General features: G+C 53.2%; 20 protein-coding genes and 3 tRNA genes. 10 read left to right on the top strand and 13 right to left on the bottom strand.

Annotated elements, in window-relative coordinates; genetic code table 11:
- Positions 1-7 precede the first annotated feature (7 nt).
- On the top strand, positions 8-2107 hold the full coding sequence (locus K7H08_RS16775; RefSeq protein ID WP_198350187.1) for a carboxy terminal-processing peptidase: 2100 nt from the start codon (positions 8-10) through the stop codon (positions 2105-2107).
- Positions 2108-2178: 71 nt separating this feature from the next.
- On the opposite strand, the gene K7H08_RS16770 is transcribed toward K7H08_RS16775, so the two are convergent.
- The 4 genes from K7H08_RS16770 to K7H08_RS16755 all read right to left on the bottom strand — a co-directional run bounded on the left by K7H08_RS16770 (position 2179) and on the right by K7H08_RS16755 (position 3074).
- Positions 2179-2541 (bottom strand): metalloregulator ArsR/SmtB family transcription factor, encoded by a 363-nt coding sequence (locus tag K7H08_RS16770; RefSeq protein WP_231658574.1) that lies wholly within the window; start codon positions 2539-2541, stop codon positions 2179-2181.
- A gap of 197 nt (positions 2542-2738) precedes the next feature.
- Positions 2739-2814, bottom strand: a tRNA-Asn gene (locus tag K7H08_RS16765).
- Between the two features lie 39 nt (positions 2815-2853).
- A tRNA-Asn gene (locus K7H08_RS16760) sits at positions 2854-2929 on the bottom strand.
- Between the two features lie 69 nt (positions 2930-2998).
- Positions 2999-3074, bottom strand: a tRNA-Asn gene (locus K7H08_RS16755).
- A gap of 198 nt (positions 3075-3272) precedes the next feature.
- On the opposite strand from K7H08_RS16755, the gene miaB reads away from it, so the two are divergent.
- The 5 genes from miaB (at position 3273) to lnt (ending at position 8981) form a co-directional block, all read left to right on the top strand.
- Positions 3273-4616, top strand: coding sequence for a tRNA (N6-isopentenyl adenosine(37)-C2)-methylthiotransferase MiaB (miaB, locus tag K7H08_RS16750; RefSeq protein WP_038482686.1), 1344 nt, complete (start codon positions 3273-3275; stop codon positions 4614-4616).
- An 86-nt stretch (positions 4617-4702) separates the two neighbouring features.
- A complete protein-coding gene (locus tag K7H08_RS16745; protein ID WP_095602826.1) occupies positions 4703-5782 on the top strand; it encodes a PhoH family protein in 1080 nt (359 codons plus the stop codon).
- On the top strand, positions 5779-6240 hold the full coding sequence (gene ybeY / locus K7H08_RS16740) for an rRNA maturation RNase YbeY (RefSeq protein WP_038482683.1): 462 nt from the start codon (positions 5779-5781) through the stop codon (positions 6238-6240). The genes K7H08_RS16745 and ybeY overlap by 4 nt, the downstream gene beginning before the upstream one ends.
- A 352-nt stretch (positions 6241-6592) precedes the next feature.
- On the top strand, positions 6593-7486 hold the full coding sequence (locus tag K7H08_RS16735; RefSeq protein WP_038482680.1) for an HlyC/CorC family transporter: 894 nt from the start codon (positions 6593-6595) through the stop codon (positions 7484-7486).
- Positions 7487-7523: 37 nt separating this feature from the next.
- Positions 7524-8981, top strand: a complete 1458-nt coding sequence (lnt, locus tag K7H08_RS16730) for an apolipoprotein N-acyltransferase (RefSeq protein WP_231658573.1) — start codon at positions 7524-7526, stop codon at positions 8979-8981.
- A gap of 278 nt (positions 8982-9259) precedes the next feature.
- Here the strand turns inward: lnt and K7H08_RS16725 are convergent, their stop codons facing one another.
- The 6 genes from K7H08_RS16725 to prmB all read right to left on the bottom strand — a co-directional run bounded on the left by K7H08_RS16725 (position 9260) and on the right by prmB (position 15925).
- Positions 9260-10624, bottom strand: coding sequence for a metal-dependent hydrolase family protein (locus tag K7H08_RS16725; protein WP_095602827.1), 1365 nt, complete (start codon positions 10622-10624; stop codon positions 9260-9262).
- A 255-nt stretch (positions 10625-10879) separates the two neighbouring features.
- Positions 10880-12730: a class I poly(R)-hydroxyalkanoic acid synthase gene (gene phaC / locus K7H08_RS16720; protein WP_231658572.1), complete on the bottom strand. Its 1851-nt coding sequence runs from the start codon at positions 12728-12730 to the stop codon at positions 10880-10882.
- A gap of 93 nt (positions 12731-12823) precedes the next feature.
- Positions 12824-13234, bottom strand: a complete 411-nt coding sequence (locus K7H08_RS16715; RefSeq protein WP_038482660.1) for a phasin family protein — start codon at positions 13232-13234, stop codon at positions 12824-12826.
- 155 nt (positions 13235-13389) lie between these two features.
- Complete coding sequence (locus K7H08_RS16710) at positions 13390-13800, bottom strand: hypothetical protein (protein WP_038482657.1); 411 nt, start codon at positions 13798-13800, stop codon at positions 13390-13392.
- Positions 13801-13860: 60 nt separating this feature from the next.
- A complete protein-coding gene (gene aroC, locus K7H08_RS16705) occupies positions 13861-14952 on the bottom strand; it encodes a chorismate synthase (RefSeq protein ID WP_038482654.1) in 1092 nt (363 codons plus the stop codon).
- Between the two features lie 13 nt (positions 14953-14965).
- Entirely contained in the window at positions 14966-15925 is a 960-nt protein-coding gene (gene prmB, locus K7H08_RS16700; RefSeq protein WP_231658571.1) for a 50S ribosomal protein L3 N(5)-glutamine methyltransferase, read from the bottom strand.
- Positions 15926-16095: 170 nt separating this feature from the next.
- Here prmB and K7H08_RS16695 point away from each other — a divergent pair, with 170 nt between their 5' ends.
- On the top strand, positions 16096-16662 hold the full coding sequence (locus K7H08_RS16695) for a Smr/MutS family protein (protein ID WP_038482648.1): 567 nt from the start codon (positions 16096-16098) through the stop codon (positions 16660-16662).
- A 9-nt stretch (positions 16663-16671) separates the two neighbouring features.
- Here the strand turns inward: K7H08_RS16695 and K7H08_RS16690 are convergent, their stop codons facing one another.
- Complete coding sequence (locus K7H08_RS16690; RefSeq protein WP_120385476.1) at positions 16672-17712, bottom strand: patatin-like phospholipase family protein; 1041 nt, start codon at positions 17710-17712, stop codon at positions 16672-16674.
- 34 nt (positions 17713-17746) lie between these two features.
- Entirely contained in the window at positions 17747-18625 is an 879-nt protein-coding gene (locus K7H08_RS16685) for an alpha/beta fold hydrolase (RefSeq protein WP_120385477.1), read from the bottom strand.
- A gap of 464 nt (positions 18626-19089) precedes the next feature.
- Here K7H08_RS16685 and K7H08_RS16680 point away from each other — a divergent pair, with 464 nt between their 5' ends.
- Together K7H08_RS16680 and K7H08_RS16675 are read left to right on the top strand one after the other, a co-directional pair.
- A complete protein-coding gene (locus tag K7H08_RS16680; protein WP_231658596.1) occupies positions 19090-19515 on the top strand; it encodes a LexA family protein in 426 nt (141 codons plus the stop codon).
- Positions 19512-20858 carry a Y-family DNA polymerase gene (locus K7H08_RS16675; RefSeq protein WP_038482636.1) on the top strand — a complete coding sequence of 449 codons (1347 nt, stop codon included), beginning with the start codon at positions 19512-19514 and terminating at the stop codon, positions 20856-20858. The genes K7H08_RS16680 and K7H08_RS16675 overlap by 4 nt, the downstream gene beginning before the upstream one ends.
- On the opposite strand, the gene K7H08_RS16670 is transcribed toward K7H08_RS16675, so the two are convergent.
- On the bottom strand, positions 20820-22283 hold the full coding sequence (locus K7H08_RS16670; protein ID WP_198350208.1) for a sodium-dependent transporter: 1464 nt from the start codon (positions 22281-22283) through the stop codon (positions 20820-20822). The two genes, K7H08_RS16675 and K7H08_RS16670, sit on opposite strands and share 39 nt — an antisense overlap.
- A gap of 157 nt (positions 22284-22440) precedes the next feature.
- On the opposite strand from K7H08_RS16670, the gene K7H08_RS16665 reads away from it, so the two are divergent.
- A complete protein-coding gene (locus tag K7H08_RS16665) occupies positions 22441-23739 on the top strand; it encodes a M20/M25/M40 family metallo-hydrolase (RefSeq protein WP_038482630.1) in 1299 nt (432 codons plus the stop codon).
- Positions 23740-23898: the final 159 nt, after the last annotated feature.

The raw sequence follows: 23898 nt of genomic DNA, 5'->3' as shown, positions 1-23898 counted from the left end.
TTGACTGATGAGCTTGTTTGCAACGTTTTCGCGCTCGGTCGCCCTTGCTGTGATGCTGGTCATTGCCAGCCCAGCAGCGCTGGCGCAACTTGAGCCGACCGACGAACAACGCCAAGCGGCAGAGGAAATAGCGGATTCACTTCGCTATGGGCATTATGCCGATATTAACTTCGACGAGCAGTGGTCAGCGGAAGCTTTCCAACGCTATCTAGACATTCTGGACGGCCAGCGCTCCTACCTATTGAGCCGCGATATAGAGCCTTATCGCCACTTAGAGCGCGACATGGCAGAAGCACTTTTCGACGGTGACCTTGACGATGCATTTGCACTTTATAATCGCCTCAGCGAACGCCACACCGCTCGCCTAGAGTGGTTGCTAGAACGTCTTGATGAAGGGCTTTCATTCGAATTCGATAGCGACGAGCGCTTAGAGGTTGATCGCAAAGATGCCCCATGGGCAACCCGCGAAAGTGAATTAGACGAACTATGGCGCAAACGGCTCAAAAACGATGCACTGACGCTTGCTCTAACCGACCAAGATGACGAGCAGATAGAAAACAATCTGCGCCAGCGCTATGAAGGGCAACTATCCCGCTTGCGTCAGTCAGAGTCTGAAGACGTCTTTGGGTTAATCATGGCGGCAGCCTCCAGCACTATCGACCCTCACACCAGTTACCTCTCCCCTCGTCAAAGCGAATCGTTTGATATTCAAATGAGCCTTTCACTTGAGGGTATCGGCGCACTACTTCAAGCTGATGGCGAATACGTTAAGGTCTCCAGCCTGGTTCCCGGTGGCCCTGCCGACCGAGCGGGCGTGCTTGAACCCGCCGACCGAATTATTGCCGTGGGCCAAGAAGAAGGCGACATGGTCAATGTGGTAGGCATGCGCCTGGACAACGTCGTCGACCTGATTCGCGGTCCTAAAGGCTCCGTTGTACGTCTGGACGTGGTGCCTGCCCAAGCAGTGGACATGACCCGCTCACAAATTGTTGAAATTACTCGCGACACCGTCAGCCTGGAAGATCAGGCAGCGCATAGCGAAGTGATAAACATTGAGCGAGACGGCAAACCTCATCGCATTGGCGTGATTAACATTCCGACGTTCTACGTCGACTTCGATGCCTGGCAAGCCGGTGAGGATGAGTATCGCAGCACCACCCGCGACGTCGCTCGAGAAATTGAAAGCCTCAAGAAAGAAGGCATTGAAGGTATTGTCCTAGATCTTCGCAATAATGGCGGTGGCGCACTTCAAGAAGCCAACTCCTTGATAGGCCTGTTTATTGACCGAGGCCCAACCGTACAGGTTCGTGATGCCCAAGGTCGCATTCAGCTCTACGGCGACACCGACGCAGGCACGACTTACGACGGGCCACTAACCGTACTGGTTAACCGTCTTTCCGCGTCAGCATCGGAGATTTTTGCTGGCGCTATTCAAGATTATGGCCGCGGCATTGTGGTAGGCGCCCCCACCTTTGGCAAAGGCACCGTACAAACGCTCAATGATCTTAGCCATGGTCAAATCAAGCTTACCCGTGCCAAGTTTTACCGTATTTCAGGTGATAGCACCCAAAACCGCGGTGTTGAACCCGACATTATATTCCCCAGCCTGATTGACCCAGAACGCATTGGTGAAAGCAGTCTAGATAATGCTCTTGCTTGGGATACCGTGCAGAACGTTCAATACCGCCGCTATGGCGACCCAGAAAACACCCTCGCCGCACTGACTTCTCAACACCAAGAACGTGCCAACGAGAATCCTAACTTCCGCTATCTAGAGCGCCAGTCCACATTGGCTCGCCAGCTACGCGAACAGCACACCAGCGTCAGCCTGAACCGCGAACAGCGCCAACGAGAGCTAGAAGCGCAAGAAGCTGAACAGCTTTCACTTGAAAACCAACGCCGTCGCGCTTTAAACCTGCCAGAGCTGGATGAGTGGATGGATGCGCGCAGCGATAATTCGCAGTCCGAAGGTAGCGAAGCAGACGCTGCTAACGAGGAGGATAAGGATAAAGACATGCCGGTTGATCGCGCCCATGTACTAGAAGCCGCCGAAATCTTACTCGACTACGCCCATCTTCAGGGCGCACAACGCATGGCTAAGCGTTAAACGAATTACTAAGCGCTAACTAACGAACGCCGACCTAAAGCAAAGGTCGGCGTTTTTTTATTGGCTAGTTATTAGCATAGTGCTGCCCGCCGTGCCGGTCGGTCGCCCATTTTCGCTAGCCGCAGGACTAGCGCCTGGAGACGTACTGCGCTACCTTCGGCGCCAGCGTCAATAGTAGCCCGCACCCAGTCTGGCAGATCAGGCGACAAGCAATAGTATACCCACTGCCCCTCCCTCTGATCGATTAGCAATCCACACTGACGCAACTGGGCTAAATGACGCGATACTTTAGGCTGCGACTCCTCTAGCGCATAGGTCATTTCGCACACACACAACGATTGCTCTTTGGCGATCAAGAGCACCAGCATTAACCGCGTTTCGTCACTTAGACACTTAAATACCTGTAGCGCATGCAAACCGACAGCTTTTCCCACGAGCACCTTCCCAAATAATGAGTATCCAAAACAGTCTATACGTCCGCCAACCGAGAGGCACAAAAAATCACCCAAATGCCAGAGGGCACTGAGTGTTATCATAAATAAAGCATTGAGATGTCAATCGCTCGATATAAGCTGGCGGCAACGCAGGTAATGCTTACGAGAAAAGCAAAGCTGGAAGATAAAAAACAGAGTGGCTCCCCGAGCAGGACTCGAACCTGCGACCCAATGATTAACAGTCATTTGCTCTACCAACTGAGCTATCGGGGAACATTTACCGTAGGCGGTAATTAAAGCAGAACAGCAATTTGGCTCCTCGAGCAGGACTCGAACCTGCGACCCAATGATTAACAGTCATTTGCTCTACCAACTGAGCTATCGAGGAACATTACATTTTGCTGCTGTGTTTTGAGCGAAGCCACTGAAAGCATTTATATAACTTACTTCAGTATGTTGGCTCCTCGAGCAGGACTCGAACCTGCGACCCAATGATTAACAGTCATTTGCTCTACCAACTGAGCTATCGAGGAACTGCTCAAACACGGTGCGTAGTATACTGATAGAAACGCTCGGGTCAAGTATCGATTATAGGTGAACGGCTAGCCCCGGGTTTCTTGTGTCCGTATAATGACGCCATTCAATGGCTGTACGTTACACTGCCCATTACGATTGCATTCATGTTTTCATTCATCCCTCGTCCCCCGACGACTCATAGATGACAGGTACCGATGGCGAAGAAGCTCTTTATCAAAACGCACGGCTGCCAAATGAACGAGTACGACTCCTCGCGGATGGCAGATCTGCTCGGCGAATCTCACCAGCTGGAATTGACCGATAACGAAAAAGAAGCTGACGTTATCTTGTTGAACACCTGCTCTATTCGCGAAAAAGCGCAGGACAAGGTGTTTCATCAATTGGGTCGCTGGAAAAAGCTAAAAGACGCCAATCCAGACCTCGTGATTGGTGTCGGCGGCTGTGTGGCAAGCCAAGAAGGTGAAGCGCTGCGTAAGCGCGCGCCTTTTGTCGATATGATTTTTGGCCCACAAACGCTTCACCGCGTGCCAAAAATGCTGGACGCGCGCAATAACAATCAGATTGCTGCGGTCGATGTCACTTTTCCAGAAATTGAAAAGTTTGATCACCTGCCGCAGCCAAAATCTGATGGCGCAACCGCTTTTGTTTCTGTCATGGAAGGCTGCTCGAAATACTGCACATTCTGTGTCGTGCCTTATACCCGCGGTGAGGAAGTCTCTCGCCCCTTTGAATCGGTTATTGATGAAGTCATTCACTTAGCCGATCAAGGGGTGCGAGAAATTAACCTGCTTGGCCAGAACGTGAACGCTTATCGCGGTGAAAATGACGAGGGCGACGAGATCGACCTTGCCGAGCTAATCGCCTGCGTCGCTGCAGTAGATGGCATTGATCGCGTGCGCTTTACGACCTCTCACCCGGTGGAATTTACGGATAGCCTGGTAGATGCGTTTGCCGACATCCCGGAACTGGTGAGTCACCTACATTTACCGGTACAGTCAGGTTCTGACCGTATCTTAAGTGCGATGAAGCGCGGCCATACCGCAGAAGAGTACATCGAGAAGATGGAGCGTATTCGCGCCAACCGCCCGGATATTAGCTTCTCTTCTGACTTTATCATCGGCTTCCCTGGCGAAACCGAAGAGGATTTCGAAGCAACGATGGACCTGATTCATCGCATCGGCTTTGATCACTCATTTAGCTTTGTTTACTCGGCACGCCCGGGCACACCAGCCTCCGGCCTGCCGGACGAAACGCCGGAAAGTGTCAAAAAACAGCGTCTCGCCATTTTGCAGGAGCGAATTCTACAGCAGGCAGCGCAGATCAGCCGACGCATGGTGGGCACGACCCAGCGAGTTCTGGTATCCGGTTTCTCACCGCGAGACCCGGGCCAGCTCTCTGGGCGCACCGAAAATAACCGCGTGGTTAACTTCCGGGCAGCCAACCCAACAGAACTGATCGGCTACTTTGTAGACGTGGAGATTACCGAAGCGCTGCCCAACTCGTTGCGCGGCGATCTCGCCTCTCCAGAGCGTTATTAACTGCTCACTTATCCTAGGTAATTGCCCCGGCATCGCCGGGGCAGTAAGCTGAGTCTCACATACATCAACTAATGGGTTTCTTACTCTTGAGCCAGCCATCACCTCAGGCCAATCGCATTATCACCCTAAGCCTTGAACCCAATGATCCGCAGCGCCTTGCTAGCCTCTGCGGCCAACAGGACGAGCATCTAAAGCTGATTGAGAGCCGCCTGGACGTGACGTTGCGCAACCGTGGCAACGTGTTTCAGCTGGCCGGCGCCGCTAACCGGATCAAAGCCGCTGCTAACGTGCTTGAGCACCTTTACCGTGAAACTGCGGCAGAAGAACTAGAAGCAGACACAGTTCACCTCTTCCTTCAGGAATCTGGCTTAGAAGCGCTAGAAGAAGAGGATGATAGCGACATCAACAGCGATGACGTGATTATGCGTACGCCGCGCACCATGATTAAGCCTCGCGGCCTTAATCAGCAGCGCTACGTACAAAGCATTCGCGAGCACGATATCAATTTCGGTATTGGGCCTGCCGGTACGGGAAAAACGTACTTGGCGGTTGCCGCGGCGGTAGAAGCACTAAATCAGCAGGAAGTGCGGCGCATTCTGTTAGTTCGCCCAGCGGTAGAAGCAGGCGAAAAGCTTGGCTTTCTACCTGGCGACCTTGCCCAGAAAATCGACCCTTACCTCCGCCCGCTCTACGATGCACTGTACGAGATGATCGGCTTCGAACAGGTCGCTAAGCTCATTGAGCGTCAAGTGATCGAGATTGCCCCGCTGGCCTATATGCGTGGGCGTACGCTGAATAACTCCTACATCATTCTGGACGAAAGCCAAAACACCACGCCGGAACAGATGAAGATGTTCCTGACACGGATTGGTTTTGGCTCAACGGCGGTGATTACCGGCGATATTACCCAGGTAGACCTTCCTCGCGGACAGCGTTCTGGTCTTTCACAGGTGCTGGATGTTCTGAAGGAAACCCCTGGCATCGGCGTGACCCACTTTGCTGCGAAAGACGTTGTGCGTCACCCGTTGGTTCAGCGGATCATCGAAGCCTATGACGAGTTTGAGTCGCAGCAGGAAGTGCAAGAGCGCGCTCGCCGTGAAGCTCGCCAACAGGAGCGCGAAGCCCGCATGCAAGCACTTGAACGCGCAGGAGAGGCACCTCGATGAGTAACATCGTGATTGACCGCCAGGCGGCCATCAATGAGCCGTTGCTTCCCACCCTTGAGCAGCTCACCCACTGGGTGGGCTGTGTCTTCTCACGCCACCCCGATGATGAGCGCTTAGAGCTGACGATTCGCTTTGTGGATGAAGCAGAAAGCCAAGCACTCAATCGAGATTATCGGGGTAACGATAAATCAACCAACGTGCTCTCATTTCCTTTTGAGAACCCTCCCGGCGTTTGTTTACCGTTACTTGGCGACCTGATTATTTGCCATGCCGTCGTTGCCCATGAGGCCCGTGAACAGCAGAAGCCTCTTGAGCATCATTACGCGCACATGGTGGTGCATGGCACGCTGCACTTAATGGGCTATGACCACATTGAAGAGCAGGAAGCGGAAGAGATGGAGCAGTTAGAGCGCGAGCTTCTTGCCACTCTCGATATTCCTGATCCATATCACGAGTAAGCTGTTACCCTGGCCGATAATTACTTTTAGGGTGGTGTATCCCCCGACTCAGTGATAAAACGACAGACAGTTTACCCGTAGCCATCTTCACATAGGGAGCCTCTGATTAATGTGATGAGCGCAGGCCAGACAAGGCAAAAATTAACGAAAAAAGGATCGGACTCGCGTTCGAGTTTACGGGCTGTAAATGAGCATTTTGACCGGGCTCGCGCACGAGGCGATTTTTAACGCAGTATGGCCAAGCGTAGTTAATCAGAGGTTTCATAGCTGTTTTTTAGTAGTGCTTTGACGTACTGTTTGCACACAACTATTTGCAAGTCACTATTTGCACGTAATAGAGAGATTAGACGCAATGAGCGAAGACCGATCGAGCAACTCAAATCAAAAATCCTGGCTCGAGAAACTCTTTGGCGCCCTTTCCGGAGACAATGACGAACCTAGCTCGCGCGATGAGTTAATGACGTTTTTACGCCACACCGCAGGGAAACTGAAGCTAGATCAAGACGCTATTATGATTATTGAAGGCGCTCTTGAGATCAGCGATCAGCAAGTGCGTGAAATATTGATTCCACGTTCTCAAGTGTCGGCAATTACCCTTGATCAAACCAGCGATGGCTACTTGCCATTGATTCAAGAAACAGGGCACTCCCGCTATCCGGTCATTGGCGAGAATCTTGACGATGTAAAAGGCATTTTACTGGTTAAAGATTTGCTCCCCCTGCTCTCTCAAACGCAAGAAAGCCGTGATGCCTTTAAGCTGGAAGACGTGCTGCGCCCGGCAATGTTTATTCCCGAGTCCAAACGCCTAAACAGCTTGCTGAAAGAATTCCGTGATACCCACAATCACATGGCAATCGTGGTAGATGAGTACGGCGGCACGGCTGGTATTATTACTATCGAAGATATTCTGGAGCAGATCGTCGGGGATATCGAAGATGAGCATGATACCGATGAAGAGGACGATATCCGCACGCTGGACAATGGCCACTTCGCCATTCGTGCTCTCACACCGATTGAAGACTTCAACGAACGCTTTGGCAGCGAATTTTCTGATGACGAATTCGATACCGTGGGCGGCCTTGTGATGCAACAATTTGGCCACTTACCAGGCCGTGGCGAACATACTAGCCTGGGCGGCTGGCGGTTCGTCATTCTTAATGCCGATAATCGGCGCATTCGGTTGCTGGAAGCTTATCGCGATGACGCCAGTGAAAATACTACCGATGGCGACGACAGCGACGGCTAGTCAACCGACCACTTCAACCTGCCGATAGGATATCACCATGGGGTTGACGCCCACCTTTGCACTTCAGCTGCTGGCTGCCCTCGTGGCCGGTGGTTTCACGACGCTTACCGCTTCACCGTTTGAATTATGGTGGCTAGGGCCCATCGCCATCGGCCTGCTTTATGTTGGCCTGCATACCTTAAGTCCCGCTCAGGCAGCACTAAAAGGCTGGCTATACGGCGTAGCGCTCTTTGCCAGCGGCACTTCTTGGGTGTATGTATCCATTCACGATTACGGCTATACCGGCGTTCCCCTGGCAGTATTTCTGACTGCTCTGTTTGTGTCTGTATTAGCACTCTTTTTTGCAGGCACGTTTTGGCTTTATCGACGTTTTTGCAGCCCGCGCTGGGCACTGGCTAGCTTTGCAGGGGCATGGGTACTGGGGGAAGTATTACGCACTTATCTGTTTACCGGCTTTCCGTGGCTACTGGTTGGCTCCAGCTATGTGGATTCACCGCTGGCCAACTGGGCACCAGTAGGCGGCGTTTACTTGCTTTCCTTACTGGTAGTGCTCACAGGCACCTTAGGCGCTGAACTGCTGCGACGCCAATGGTGGGCAGCGCTGCCATTAGCCGCTATTTGGCTCGTTCCGGTGGCACTACCCTCACTCTGGACGACACCAGCAAGCGAGCCCACGCGCGTTGCGCTACTTCAGGGCAATCTGCCCCAGCTATTAAAGTGGACACCCGAAGGACAGCGCGTAGCAGCAAATACCTATAGCGATTTAACCCGCCGTGTCGCGGATGATGCCGATCTCATTCTGTGGCCAGAAACCGCCCTGCCAATGATCGATAACCAAGCTCGCCCGGTGTTAGAGCGCGTACAAGCCAACTTACCGCCAAGCACCGCGCTATTAACCGGCATTGTCCAACTCGACGAGGACAACCGTTATTTCAATAGCGTGATTGGTGTTGGCAACGTAGAGGGCAGCTACCAAAAAGAGCACCTCGTGCCGTTTGGCGAATACTTGCCGCTTGAAAGTGTGTTACGGGGTGCTATCGACTTCTTTGATCTACCAATGTCGAGTTTTTCTAAAGGCGCCTCAGAACAAACGCCCATGCAGGCCGCCGGTGTAACAATTGGCAACGCTATTTGCTATGAGATTATCTACCCACAGTTGGTGGCACGCCGCGCAGCAGACAGCGACGTGATTGTGACGGTATCCAATGACACTTGGTTTGGCGCTTCCATTGGCCCACACCAACACTTGCAAATGGCCCGCCTGCGCGCGCTAGAGAATGGTCGTTATGTCGTGCGCGCTACCAGCAACGGCATTACTGCGATTATTAATCCCCGTGGCGAGTTGGTAGATAGCGCAGCGCAATTTGAAACCACCTACCTTATTAGCGAATTTTACGCCATGGAAGGAACAACACCGTTTACCCGCACGGGGAGTTGGCCTGCATGGCTATTCGCTGGCCTGCTACTGTTACCGGGCTTGATACGCAAGCGTTAAAACCAAGAAGGCCGTTTCCAGCGGGCAGGGGCGGCGTAGCCGCCCTTGCGAAGCCATGCAAATCAGTTGAATCATCGTCGAAGTGTCTAACCAAAGCTAAAGCTCCCTCCGACAACATCCGAGCAGCCAAGTGCTTATGCATACGTTGCAAGAATGTAGACACTATCGAACCAGTGGTTACCGATGATAAGTGCCCGCTTAATTTTATTCAGGCACTTATCACTAAGTAATAAAATATCGCTTTGAAAGAAAATTTTTAAAAATTATATTCAGCGTTTTTATAGCTGCTCTTTATAAATTCGCCCACCTTTCATAATCATTCGAAGATTGCTCTCTGGGTCGTTTAGAAAATCTAGATCGCGACTTGGATCGCCATCTACGACTAGGAGATCAGCTAGTGCACCTGGTTCAATGCGTCCAAGTACACCAGGATAAGGATTACGAGGGCCTGAAAGTGACAACAAATCACCGTTATGCCCTGTTGCCATTGCCAACACTGTTAGCGGATCATAAAAGCGCGTTAACTTTGCCAAATGCCGAAGTTGATTCGGGGTGTTTTTAGGGCTAAAGAGAATGTCTGTACCCCAGGCAGTTTTCACATTAAACCGCTGCGCCATTTCATAAGCGCGAACGGTACCTTCAGCCACTTGGCGCTGAGACTCTCGGCGCGCGGCATCAGGATACACGTTGGCATCTTCATCTTGCAGGAAAGGCTGAAGGCTCCACCACGCCCCCTCTCCAGCCATCATTCTTACCGATTCTTCATCTGCTAATTGGCCATGCTCAATCGACTTAACACCAGCCCGCAGAGCGCGCTGGATACCACGTGATGTATACACATGCACCATCACATAGGTGCCCCAATCATCGGCAGCCTCAACCGCTGCGCGTAGCTCTCGTTCCGTAAATTGAGTACTGTCTAAAGGGTCATAGAGTGACGCTACTCCACCGCCAGCCATCAACTTGATCTGAGACGCCCCTAGCATCAGCTGCTCACGCGTGCGCCTGAGCACCTCAGCCTCACCATCCGCAATTACTGCAACTCCCTGACGTTCTGCTTCACTTAGCGGTGTTGTGCTTCCACGAGGTATATCATGGCGCATTCTAAAATCACCATGTCCCGACGTCTGGGAAATCATCGCCCCTGCAGGAAATACCCTAGGGCCATTCACAATACCTTCATCAATAGCACGCTTTAGCGCAAACGCTGGTCCCCCAACATCCCTCACCGAAGTAACGCCTCGCATCAGGGTTCGCTCGGCTTCTCTTGCTGCCACCAAGTGCACATAGCCAATATCAGCGGTCATGGCTTCCATTTGGGAGATGGCCGCTAAAGTGGTATGCCAATGGGCATCAATCAAACCTGGCATCAATACACGACCGCCACAATCAATGACATCGATACCTTCCACTTCACCACTGCCGTCTAGAATCGCATCAATACGGCCGTCCACCACCCTGATTGATACGCCATCACGCAGCGGTCCCCCGCTGCCATCAAACAGCCTTAAATTGGTTAACAGTAGCGGTCCATCATGGGATTTTGGCTGCTGCCCAACAGCAAAAGGTACATGCAATCCTGCGAAAAGCGCCATCACCGCAGCCGTTCCCCCAATCATTTGGCGGCGGGTTATTTCTGCCATCACACGTTCATGGAAACGCTGCAGCAATGGTGAACCACAACAGCAAGCTCCATGGCTGTGTTGAGTGTGGGTCTCAGGAAAAGCCGGCGACAATGAAAAGCGTGCAGTTGGCTGCATGAGTAGCGTCTCGGTTAGTAATTTTAGCGTCAAACTGCGCGGCTTAGTCCAAGTTTAGCCGCGCCACTATTGGAGAAATAGACTAATTAACAGCCTGTTTAACCATCCCAGCATGACTCGCTGATCATTAGATGGTTATTACGATGCGGGAAGCTCACCTAACACCTCAGGTATCGTCATTTTTACATAGCGCCCAGGAGCGCTTTCAATGACGTTTAGCTCACCTTCTCCAGGCTGACGCGCGGGCACCATTTTTTCTGGATCAGGATCTGCATAGCCATTCTCTGTTACCCAGGCCTGCCAATGCGGCCACCAGGAGCCTTCATTAAAGGTCGAGCCTTCTTGCCACGCATCATGCGTTTCGGGCAGCGCATCGTTAGTCCAGTAACCATACTTATTCTTATGGGGTGGGTTCACAATGCCTGCGATATGGCCAGAGCCACCCAACACAAACGTCACCGGCCCTTTGGGCAACAGCGCGCCATAATATGTACTGTTCCACTTAGCGATATGATCTTCTTTCGTCGAAACGAAGTAGCACGGGGCCGATATTTTACGAAGGTCAATCTTCACCTCGTCCAGCTCGATACCACCGGGTTCTACTAAACGGTTTTCTAGGTACATATGGCGCAGATACCAGGCATGCGTTCCTGCTGGCAGGTTTGTGCCATCGGTATTCCAATACAGCAGGTCAAACGCTGCGGGAACTTCGCCCTTCAGGTAATTATTAATATAGAACGACCAGAAGAGATCATTCTCACGCAATAAATTAAAGGTGTAGGCCATTGAGCGGCCATCTAAATAGCCTTTCATTTCTAGCGTGTTTTCAATTCCCTCAACCACCCGTTCGTTAAGGAATACGCCAATATCACCAGGATCGCGGAAATCTTGCAGCGTCGCCATATAGGTAACAGACTTCACTTTTCGACCACGCCGCGTGCTTGTTAGATAAGCGACTGTAGAGGCGGTTAGTGTGCCACCCACACAGTAACTCAACAGGTTGACTGACTTCTCGCCACACGCCTGCTCAATAGCCTCCATCGCACTAATGGGGCCCATTTGCATGTAATCAGCCCACGTGATGTCACGCTGCTCTGGTCCAGGGTTACGCCAGGAGATTAAGAATACGGTATGTCCTTGATCCACCATCCACTTGACTAGCGAATTGTCTTCCCGCAGGTCGAGAATGTAGTACTTATTGATCCATGGGGGCACGATCAACAGTGGCGTTTTAAAGGTTTTTTCAGTGGTAGGGGTGTATTGGATCAACTGAATTAGCTCATTTTCATACACCACGGCACCCGGGGTAACCGCAATGTTATCGCCAACACCAAAGGCACTTCGATCAGTCATGCGTACATTGATACCTTCGGCAGAGTTCGCCAAGTCTTCCCGCAGACGCGTCAAACCATCCACCAAGTTCTGCCCGCGAGTTTCCAACGTACAGCGCATCACTTCCGGGTTAGTCGCTACGAAGTTAGTCGGCGACATGGCGTTTACCAACTGCCGAGCATAAAACGCCAGATTGCGCTTTTGCGTCGGGTCTAGGCCATCCAGGTCTTCTATGAGTTCTTCTACCATCTGCGAAAACAGCAGATACTGCTGCATAATCACCAAGTAGTAAGGCTCTTGCGTCCAGGCTTCGTCTTTAAAGCGGCGATCGCCTTTAGCAGGCGTTATCAATGGCGTCACCTGCTCACCAGACATAGTGCGCACACCCTGTTGCCAAAGCAGCCACTGATCTTGCATAAGGCGCGATTGGGTTTGCCACAACAGGTTAGGGTTACTCATGAGCGATTGCGCGGCGGCTTCAAAGCTTTCGCGCATATCACTGTAGACGGAGTCAGCAGCTTCGCTGGGTGCTATCCGTGACAGTAAATCCTCAAGCAGTCCTTTGTACTGTTCACCAACATCGCTTAGCTGCACTTTCCATGCTTCAAGCTCTTCTTGAGAAACACCTTGAGACGGCATTTTCCACCCTGACAGCATACTCACTCTCCCCTCACCTGCTTGGCATTCTCTGCCCAGGCACATCATCCAAAAGAACGCGGCGCCTTGAAGGCGCCGCGAACATAGTTGCGTTTAGCTTTTACGTGAAGACTGGCTAGTCGCTTTCGCAGGCTGTTCACTTTTCGTGGCAGAGGTGGCTTGCTCGCTCATTTTCTGCCCAGCTTCACTGAACAGCTTTTCCATTTCGGATTTGAACTGCAAGCTCATCTCACCCATGACACGGGCATCTTCCTGCATTTGCTGAGAAAGCTCGTTCATCATTTCGGCTTGTTTGGTGCCAAAATCACGCAGGCTTTCTGCATCATCAATTTCCGTCGCGCTACGAATGCGCTCGGTACCCATTTGGCTGTAGCGTTTCATTGCTTCCAGCTGATACTGGGTCATTTTTTCCATGTTGTTGAGCATCAGCGAGTTCATCTTACGCATTGGCTCAAACATTTGGCGGGTTTGGGTACTAAAGGCGTCCATCATTTTATCTTGCATAGTGTCTGCTCCTGTCTCTCGTTCCTTGGCATGAGCCTGGAGTGGCTCATCACATGGCAAAATTGCTGCACTGCAAAAAGAGTAAACGCTGCAATGCTGCTTTGCAACATTCCTAGCAGCACGCTCAACAACGCTACACATTTCACATGACAGTTCTACCCTTTAGCGCGAGAACGCGAAGAAGCCGTCGCTTTCGCTTTAGAGCTTCTCGCACTTGATGCGCTTTTACCTGACGCTGCTGACTTAGCAGCCTCTTGAGACTCGCCTTGATCTGTGCCGTCATCCTGTTCGGCACCGCTGCCGGAGGAGCCCGCTTTACGCAGCATGTCCAACATCATCTGTTGATATGTGCCAAAGTTAGCTAACCCTTGGGAGAGACCTTGTTGCATCATCGGCTGCTGCAGGAAAGGACGCATTAGACTCATAGGGTCATAGCCATCCACCCCTGACTCCATTTGCCGCTGAATATTTTCCAGCAGGCTTTGCTGAAACGCCTCAACATCCGGCAGCCCTAGTGATTGGCGAAACTCATCCGGTGTCAGGTCAAATTCAACGTTGATCTTCATAGGCGACTCCTTAACCATCTTCCTAGAGTGTAGCAGCGTTACGCCAAGCGCACCGTGCTGTTATTGTTGTTCTAAACGTGGCGTGTCAACGCTAACATCTCCATTTTGTCCACGATGACGTAGCCAATGGTCTAGCAGCGTTATTGCCATCATCGCCTCGGCGATAGGCGTCGCGCGAATACCGACACAGGGATCGTGGCGGCCTTTCGTTATTACCTCAACTGGCTGACCATGTATATCAATTGATCGCCCAGGCGTGGTAATACTTGACGTTGGCTTCAACGCTAATCGCGCGACGATCGGTTGGCCACTGGAAATTCCGCCCAACACCCCGCCCGCGTGATTAGAAAGAAACCCTTCGGGCGTCATCTCGTCGCGGTGCTCGCTGCCACGCTGAGCAATGCAACCAAATCCGGCCCCGATTTCTATCCCTTTTACCGCATTGATGCTCATCAAACCATGCGCCAGATCAGCATCTAAACGGTCGAAGACTGGCTCGCCTAACCCGACCGGCACACCGTCGGCAATCACGGTAATTTCAGCGCCTACGGAATCCTGATCCCGACGCAGCTGATCCATATAGGCTTCAAGTTCGGCCACTTTGTCCGGGTCAGGGCAGAAAAAGGCATTTTCGCCTACCGCGTCCCAGGTTTTGAATTCGATTTTAATGGGCCCCAACTGGCTCATATAACCGCGAATCTGAATCCCTTGCGCGGCCAGTACCTGCTTGGCAATAGCGCCAGCAGCAACACGCATGGCTGTTTCTCGCGCGCTAGAACGACCGCCGCCCCGGTAATCGCGATGGCCATACTTATGATGGTAAGTGTAGTCAGCGTGGGCAGGACGGAATTGATCTTTGATTTTAGAGTAGTCTTTGGAGCGCTGGTCGGTGTTCTCGATCAATAAACCAATCGACGTCCCCGTGGTTTTGCCTTCAAACACGCCTGAAAGAATCCGCACCTGATCCGGCTCTTTGCGCTGTGTGGTGTGTCGAGAGCTACCTGGACGGCGGCGATCTAGATCAAGCTGCAAGTCTGCTTCACTGATCGGTATGCCAGGCGGGCAACCGTCAACAATAGCGCCTAAAGCAGGGCCGTGGCTCTCACCAAACGTGGTAACGGTAAATAGCTTGCCAAAGGTATTGCCAGACATGGGCGTTAGTTCCTCACGCAAAAGACGCCGCATGGGCGTCGAGTTCAGCGGCGCTCAAGGCAAACACACCCTGGCCGCCACGCTCGAATTCAAGCCAGATAAAGGGTACTTCAGGGAAAGCAGCCTCCACATGGCGGTCGGAATTACCAACTTCAACAATCAGCCAGCCCCCGTCGGTTAAGTGCTGGCGGGCCTCTCGCAGAATGCGTCGCACGATATCCAGCCCGTCGTTACCAGCGCCTAACGCCAGGGCAGGTTCATGGCGGAACTCGGCAGGCATGGTGGCCAGATCACGCGCATCAACATAAGGTGGGTTAGATACGATCAGGTCAAAACGCTGCCCTTCCAGGCTATCAAACACATCGGATTCGACGGCCCGCACGCGATCACCAACGTCGTGACGCGTAATGTTTTGACGAGCAACCGCCAAGGCATCCTGGCTAATATCCGCCAACGCCACCTCGCAGGTAGGCAACACCAATGCAGTGGCAATGCCGATGCAGCCAGAACCGGTACATAAGTCTAATACTCGGGCAGGCGGTTCTTCCGGGAACCATGCAGCAAAGCCGTCTTCAATCAGCTCGGCAATGGGCGAGCGCGGAATTAGCACGCGTTCGTCAACGCTGAACGGGAATCCTGCAAAAAAAGCTTCGCCCAGTAAGTAAGGCAGCGGGCGGCGAGTCGTCACCCGCTCTCGCGCCAAGCGAATGATGCGTTCGCGCTCTATTGGCAGCAAGCGGGCATCCAGCACAGCTGGGTCGACATTCCACGGTAGGTGCAGTGCGCCTAAGCAAAGCGCAACGGCTTCGTCCCAGGGCGATTCCGTGCCATGCCCATAGTGCAGCCCCGCCAGATAAAACTCGCTGGACACCCAGCGTAAGTAATCGCGCAGTGTAAAAAGCTCGCTCACCAATGCCGATTCCGGCAACGAAAGCATTGAGTGGGAGGTCTCATCATTGAGATGCGTGGTCACAGCGACTCCTGGCGTGTAAAAAGTTCATGGAAGGATTGTACCTTTGACGCCGTCTGGTTCACAGCGCGTGGTTCACAGTGAACGGTTCACAGCAACGACAAGCTCGCTATACTGTGCTCTTCTCAATTATGCTTATTTGTTAACACTTCATTTCTCTATTTGAGCCGACCATGACGCGACATCTGCCCAACGATGACGATATCAGTGCCTTTCGCCAAGCGCTGCAGGCAGCAGGCGTGCGCCGTATTGCCAGTAATCAAGCTGATCCCGGCAAGCCTAAGCGCAACGACGAAGCTGCCCAGCAAGCACGTCGACAAGCGGCGGTAGAGAGCAACACGCTGCAAACTAGCGGTCGCACGTCCGACGGTCGAGTAGAGGCGGTACGCCCCTCAGAGTATCTGGAATTCAGCGTGCCCGACCTGCCCTGGCGCACCTTAAGCCAGTTAAAACGTGGCCAAACCGCTTGGCAAGCGGGGCTGGATTTACACGGCTATACCCTAGAAGAAGCGAGGATTGAGCTTGAAAGTTTTTTGCGCGACGCCGCTGCACAAGGCATGCGCTGTGTTCTAGTCGTGCATGGTAAGGCCTGGGGCACTACCTCAGACTTTCCGGTGCTTAAAAGCCATACCAATGCGTGGTTAAGAGAGTGGCCCGGCGTCTTGGCGTTCTGTTCCGCCACCGATATCGATGGCGGTACAGGCGCGGTGTATATTCTGCTGCGCAAGCGCGGGCAGTAGATGGCTATGTCACTCGGTCGCATCCGAAGCAATGCTAGGCATGCGGCGCTCTAACGCTTCATCAGCAAGATGCCGCCCCAGCCGAATTAATTCGTTGGCCCGGTGAAACTCGTAAGTGCTGCAAACAGTTTTGGGAATTTCGATCAATACATCCGGCGGATAGCCTGCGATTTTATACTTCGCGAGCGCCGCCTGGGTGATATCAAACGACTCTAGAATCATATCGAGCTTACCCCACTCACGCCGACCACGCAGGTCAACGGTTTCATCAACATCGCTCTCTTCACCATTGCTGCCCCCCAGCCCATCCCACAAGCGGCGCGTGGTAGCACGCACATCATCCATCCAACCGCCAATATTGGCATCGCGGTCGCGCTCTAACGCGGTGCGGCTGTCGCTTGTATCTTCGCTGGGTAACAGCTCCTCTAAGGTGACCGGTTGTGGGCTGTGCGCCGTCACGTTAACCGCCACGACAAAATCCGCTTCGTGGGCGGCTAATATCGGCATCATCGGCAGTGGATTCAGCAAGCCGCCATCAACGAGTACCTGGCCACCCACATGTACTGGGGTAATGACACCCGGCACGGCAATAGAGGCACGGATTGCCTGGAGTAAAGGGCCATTTTGAAACCATACCTCACGCTGGCGAATCAGATCCGTCGCGACGGTCGTCACCGGAATAGGCAGGTCTTCGATCAGCATATCGCCGACCAGCTCTTCAAGTTTGCTCATGACTTTATTCGCTCGCATGGCGCCCATCGGACTCCAGGTCACATCGACCAGCTTGAGCACGTCTAAATAATCCAGGTTACACACCCAATCCCGGTATTCAGGCAGCTTTCCAGCGGCATAAATACCAGCAATTAGCGCGCCCATAGAGCAACCCGCAATCGAAATTATCTCGAAGCCGCGTGCTTCCAATGCTTCAATAACACCGATATGAGCATACCCCCTAGCTCCCCCACTCCCCAATACCAGTGCAACCTTATTACCGCCATTCAAGCAGCTGCTTGCCACAGGTGTTTTAACAACATGCGCTACTTTTTTCATCGTCATCTTCCTAACGTGAGCAATCAGGTACCCGCTACGCTTGCTGACTGATTGTGCTGGCCACGTGATGAACCGCCTGGGGTTCAAGGTGCAGATGATGGCCACCCGCTAGTACATGGCGCGTTAACTGTGGTACTGCTTGGCGCGCTTTTTCTGCCCAGTCCCGCTCGCCTAAAATACCCCGCTCCCCTTCTATCAATAGCACTGGGGCTTGAATCTCCGCCAGTAGTGACAACACTTGCTGGGGCGTAAAGCGCACCAAAGAAGGCTTTAACAAACGGCTATCAGTACGCATTTGCACATGCCCATCGGCAGTGGCCTGGGTGTTGCGCTCGACAAGTGGCGTGGCGGTGATGCTGTCCAGCGGCGTGACACCTCCGGCTACCCGCGCGGCAACTGCACTCTCAACATCGGGATAACGAGGAGGACGGGAAAGCGGCCGCCTATAGGCCACTAGCCCTTTGCGTAGTTGGCTGGCAGTCTCTTCGGCAGGTGTGTTTAGCGCTCCTAAGCCATCTAACAGAATTAGCTTATCTACCCGCTCAGGCAGCGCTGCCGATACTAGACAAGCTACGGCTGCCCCCATCGAGTGAGCAAGTAGCGTCGCCTTTTCGATCTCTAATGATTCCATGGTATCCAGCACGTCGTGGGTATAGTCCCATAGTGCATAGTCGTTTCCTGCAGGCGCATGAGCTGAGTGCCCGTGACCACGGAAGTCGATCGCCACAATGCGAATATCCAGTGCTTTCACCAATAGCGGCGCCAGCCGACTGAAGCTCGCCGCGTTGTCTAGCCAACCATGCAGCGCCACCCAAGTAGGCGCAGTGCTACGCCCCCAGCTAAGCGCCGCCAGCCGACCATTCGCCAGGGAAAGCGGCTGCGCAGCGGTACCGACGTGGGTCGATTCATTCATAAGCAGGATCTCTTAAAAGCCGGATAACCAAGCAATGTCATATACGTCAGATGACGCTCTAGGGCGTAAACGTTACCATGCTAAGCGCAGCGCATCTGCCGCTTTATGCGGATAACGCTTGCGTGCTGCGACTACTGCGAAATGCTCTTAACGATGATGACCAACAGGAAAATGACCATGAAACCACGTCGTGACACCCGTGCTCGCAACCTTGTGTTCTTGATTACCGTGATAAGTGCGTTGGTGGTTGGCCTGTGGCTTGCTCGCTGAGCCAATAGCCCCCAGGCCCCCAGCGTTGAGCGTCGCTTGCAATTTTCTCCCCATGAATAAATACTGCTTACAAATACTGTATATAAACACACTATTTATTCATGAGGATGCCGACGATGCCGTCCCACCCCGCCGCTTTAAAAACAACCACGTTTGCAACAAGTACGTTTACAACGAGTACATTTCCGACAACGATGGTTGCGACAGCCCTGCCGTTAACCTCTCAGCCGTTGCCATTTCCAACGTTATACGGCCGCGCTGGGTTTAGCGGCTTCCCTTCACCTGCTCAAGATTACGAACCACGTACGCTAGATCTCAATGAGCGACTGATTAAACACCCCAACCACACGTTTTACCTCACCGCCGCGGGCGACAGCATGGAAGGCTGGGGGATATTCGAAGATGATTTGCTGGTGGTAGATCGCAGCATACCGCCCCGTTTAGGGCATATCCTGGTCGCCATGTTTGAAGAGGAAGTACTGATAAAGCGTTATGCACTCTATCAAGGCACGCCACACCTCTGCTCGGCTCATCCTCACTATCCACCGCTACCGTTAGAAGAGACAAACTGCCAGCTATGGGGTGTGGTACGCGCCGTGGTGCATGAGTATTTGCCATGATTGGCCTTGTTGATGCCAACAACTTCTACGTGTCATGCGAGCGGGTGTTTAATCCTGCGCTTGAAGGCAAGCCCGTTGGCGTGATGTCGAATAACGATGGCTGTGTGATCGCCCGCTCGGCCGAAATGAAAGCATTGGAAATCCCCATGGGCACTCCCGCTTTCCAACTGGAAGGTTTGCGCCGACGGGGAGAGATTCACTTATTGTCATCTAACTACGAGCTGTATGGTGACATGTCCGCACGACTCGCCCAGCTACTGCGGGATGCCTGTCCAGACGTCGCGCCTTACTCTATTGATGAAATGTTTATCTACCTGGATGGCTTCAGCGACACTCAATGCCAAACACTCGGGGAAGTTGTGCGCCGCCGTGTTCGCCGCTATTTAGGGCTACCTGTATGCGTAGGGCTGGCACCTACCCATACGCTAGCCAAGCTCGCTAATCACGTTGCCAAACAGCAGTCTCACTACCAAGGCGTCTGCCTACTCACTGCCAACAGCCCGACCACTACGGCGCTGCTTAAACAGCTGCCGGTGAATGACGTATGGGGCGTCGGCAGACGCCTAGCAGAACGGCTTGCGGTGAGTGGTATTCGCACGGCGTGGCAGTTGCGGGAGTGCGATCCAAAGCAACTTCGCAAACGATTTTCAGTGGTGCTTGCGCGTACAGCGCTAGAGCTACGTGGCACCTCATGCTTGGAAATGAACGCATTAGAAGAGCCGCGTCAGCGTATTATGACGTCACGCTCTTTTGGCCAAGCAACCGGCGTAAAAGCGGAATTGCACGCAGCGCTGCGCCGCCATGCTCAGCGCAGTGCCGAAAAACTGCGCCAGCAGAAAAGCCTTACTCGCGCCGTATTGCTATTCCTAAACACCAACCGCCATCGTAAAGACCAGCCTCAGCTTTCACCTAGCGCGATGATTCCCCTAGCCTCGCCAAGTGACGATACCCGCATCATTTTAGAAGCCGTCCGCGAAGGGTTGGAACAGATGTATCGGCCGGGTTTTCAGTTTATGAAGGCCGGTGTCATGCTATTGGACTTAGTCGATGCACAGCAGTATCAGCTTTCGCTGTTGCAGCCTTCACATAAAGCGCACCCGCACTTGATGAACGCCGTTGACGCTATTAATCAGCGCATGGGGCAAGGCACGATTCGCTTTGGAATGACAGAGGCGGAAGCACCGTGGCAGTTGCGCTGTGCGCACCGCTCTAACCGTTACACCACCTGCTGGGACGAACTCATGGAGGCAGGCACTCACCCTGGCGCCATTGCAGCTGCCAGGGTGAAGCGTGAACAACAGCGGCTAGCGCGAGCTCAGCGCTTGGCGCAGCCGAGGGCTTAGGATCTCCCCCACTGCAACCATGACCACCAAAACCGCTAGCAGCCACGGCCAATGCACCGCGAACGAAACTTGGTAAAGCCCCAAGGCATCAGCAAAGATAACCAAAATACCCAACGGACTAACGTAACGCACCATGGTCATCCATAGCGCATAAGGCAACGGTGCAAGGCCTAATTCATCGCGGAATGTCTCACTTTTCAGCACAAACCCCGCCAACACGACCGTACCCAATCCACCCAGCGGCATCATCCAGCGCGAGGTCAAATAATCCAGCCAGTCAAAGAAGTTTTTACCCGCCAGGGTCCAGTCAGCGCCCAGGTTAAACGACAGCATCGCCAGCGTGCTGATCAGCCATAGCACGATGCCCGTCGCCCAAGAGGCAGACTTACGGGTCATGCCTTTGTTATCGCATAACCACGACACCGTGGCTTCCACCATCGAAATAGACGAGGTCAGCGCTGCCATCGAGAGCATCAAGAAAAACAGAATGCCAAATAGCGTGCCCATTGGCATCGCCTGGAAGGCCAGCGGCAAGCTCATAAAGATAAGCCCCGGCCCTTCACCAGGATTCATACCGTTAGCAAAAATGACCGGGAAGATCGCCAACCCCGCCATTAACGCAACCACGGTATCGGCAATGGCCACGCTTACCGTGGTACGCCCAATTGACGCACCTTTGGGCAAGTAGCTACCGTAGGTGAGAATTGCACCGGATGCCAACGACAACGTGAAAAAGGCGTGGCCCAACGCCGCCAGCATGCCTTCACTAGAGAGGCTTCCCGCGTTAAACGAGAACAAGAAGCTCACAGCCTCACCAAACCCACCAGAAAACACCCCGAAAATAATCAGTAGAATGAGCATGAGCACCAGCCCGGGCATCATCCAACTGACATTTTTCTCAATACCTTCCTGAACGCCTTTGCCCACAATCACCATGGTCAGCACTGCCACCAGGGTGCTCCAACCGCCCAGAATGAACGGGTTGGCATTATTGGCCCCAAAGACCGCCGCCATATCATCAACGCTACTGCCCGCGAGGCCGCCGGTGAGCATTTTCCATAAATAGGAGAACGACCAGCCAGCTACCACGACATAAAACGACAGAATCATAAAGCCGCAGAGCATGGCCATCCAACCAATCAACGACCAGGCAGAGGAGCGGCCAGACTCATTGACGACGCGCCGTATCGCATCAATCGGGCTGCCGCGCCCACGGCGACCAAAGGCAATCTCGGTCATCATCACCGGTACGCCGACGGCTAAAATGCACGCCAGATACACCAGCACAAAGGCTCCACCACCATACTCCCCGGTGATGTAGGGAAATTTCCAAATATTGCCCAGCCCCACCGCCGAACCGGTGGCTGCCAGCATAAAGCCCCAGCGGCCCAGCCACTGAGTGCGAGGTTGCCCAGAAGACGCCATGACCTTCCACCTTGTCAGAAAAAAGCGCCTATCCTAGAGGATTTTATAACCAAAGCCCAAAACTCTTGTCTCACTAGGCGAACCAGCCATGCGCATCTGAAGCAAGAATCTGGCAGACTAGTTAGTGATAAACACCCCCCAATGGAGAGAGCTTAATATGAGCGACAGCGCCAAACCCTGGACGCAACCCATGCCCGACGCGCAATTCAACATCATGCGCGACATTCTTGCCGCCCCTAGCCCAGTAGGCCTGGAAGGCGCAATGACCTACGGCGTACTGAAGCCTTACTTCGAAAGCTTCGCGCCCAGCGGCTGGCATCTGCATCAGTTTAAAGGCAATGCTGGCGTGGTACTGGATACCCATCCTGGCCGCGATGACATGTTCAAAGTGATGATCATCGGCCATGCAGACAAAATCCGCATGCAGGTTCGCTCGATTGGCGAAGACGGCAAGATCTGGATCAACACTGACTCCTTCTTGCCTACCGTACTTATCGGCCACGAAGTGAAGCTATTCAGCGAGGATCCTGACGCCCCCGGCAGCTACCGCTGCATCCAAGGCGGTACAGTAGAAGCCCTGGGCGCTATTCACTTTTCTGATCCTGCACAGCGCGATGGCAGCAAAGGTATCAAAAAAGAGCAGATCTACCTGGACCTGCAAATCCATGGCGAAAATAAAAAGCAGCAAGTGCTGAATTTAGGCGTTCGCCCGGGTGATTCGATTATTTTCGACCGCCCCATTCGCCCTGGTTTTAGCCCGAACACCTTCTACGGCGCTTACCTGGATAATGGCCTGGGCTGCTTTGTTACCGCAGAAGTGGCAAAGTTAATCGCAGAAGCTGGCGGCACCGAAAACGTACGCGTGCTGTTTGCCATTGCCAGCTACGAAGAAATTGGCCGTTTTGGCAGCCGCGTATTGGCTGGCGAACTAAAGCCAGACGCGCTGATTGGCGTAGACGTTAACCACGACTACGTAGCTGCTCCTGGTATTGGCGACAAACGCATGCAGCCGCTAGAGATGGGCAAAGGCTTCACCATGGCGGTAGGTTCTATTGCCAGCGAACAGCTCAACCGCATTATCGCCAGCGCCGCCAAAGAGCAGGATATCCCCCTGCAGCGTGACATCGTGGGCGTGGATACGGGTACTGACGGCATGGCAGGCGTGCTGGCCTCTATTGATAGCGCAGCTACCTCAATCGGCTTCCCGATCCGCAACATGCACACTATTTCCGAAACCGGCAACACCCAGGATGTACTCGCAGCAATTCACGCGCTGACCCACACCTTAAAAGCACTGGATGCCCTACCCGATCTTCAGCGGGAATTCCTGGACAACCACCCACGGCTTGACCAAGCCAGCCCGCTTAGCCATCAGGGTAGCGACAAGCCTGACAGTGACAAGTCTGATAATGATGAAGATAAAAAAGCCTCAAAGCCCAAAAAAGCGAAAAAGTAGCAAAGAGCTACTGAAGAACGAGTGTAGTTAGGCACTCGATCGAGTAGGAAGGGGAGTCGCCTCCCCTGTCCTCTCACACCACCGGGCATACGGTTCCGTACCACGGCGGTTCATGAAGAACGGTTAAGCCCTCTTACCGTATCCAGTACCGAGATCAGT

Origin of the sequence: Halomonas sp. IOP_6, assembly GCF_021151565.1 — a bacterium.
In the GTDB taxonomy this organism is placed as follows: Bacteria; Pseudomonadota; Gammaproteobacteria; order Pseudomonadales; family Halomonadaceae; genus Vreelandella; species Vreelandella alkaliphila.
The sequence above is the reverse complement of the archived record's forward strand: the minus strand, read 5'-3'. Positions and strand labels throughout refer to the sequence as shown.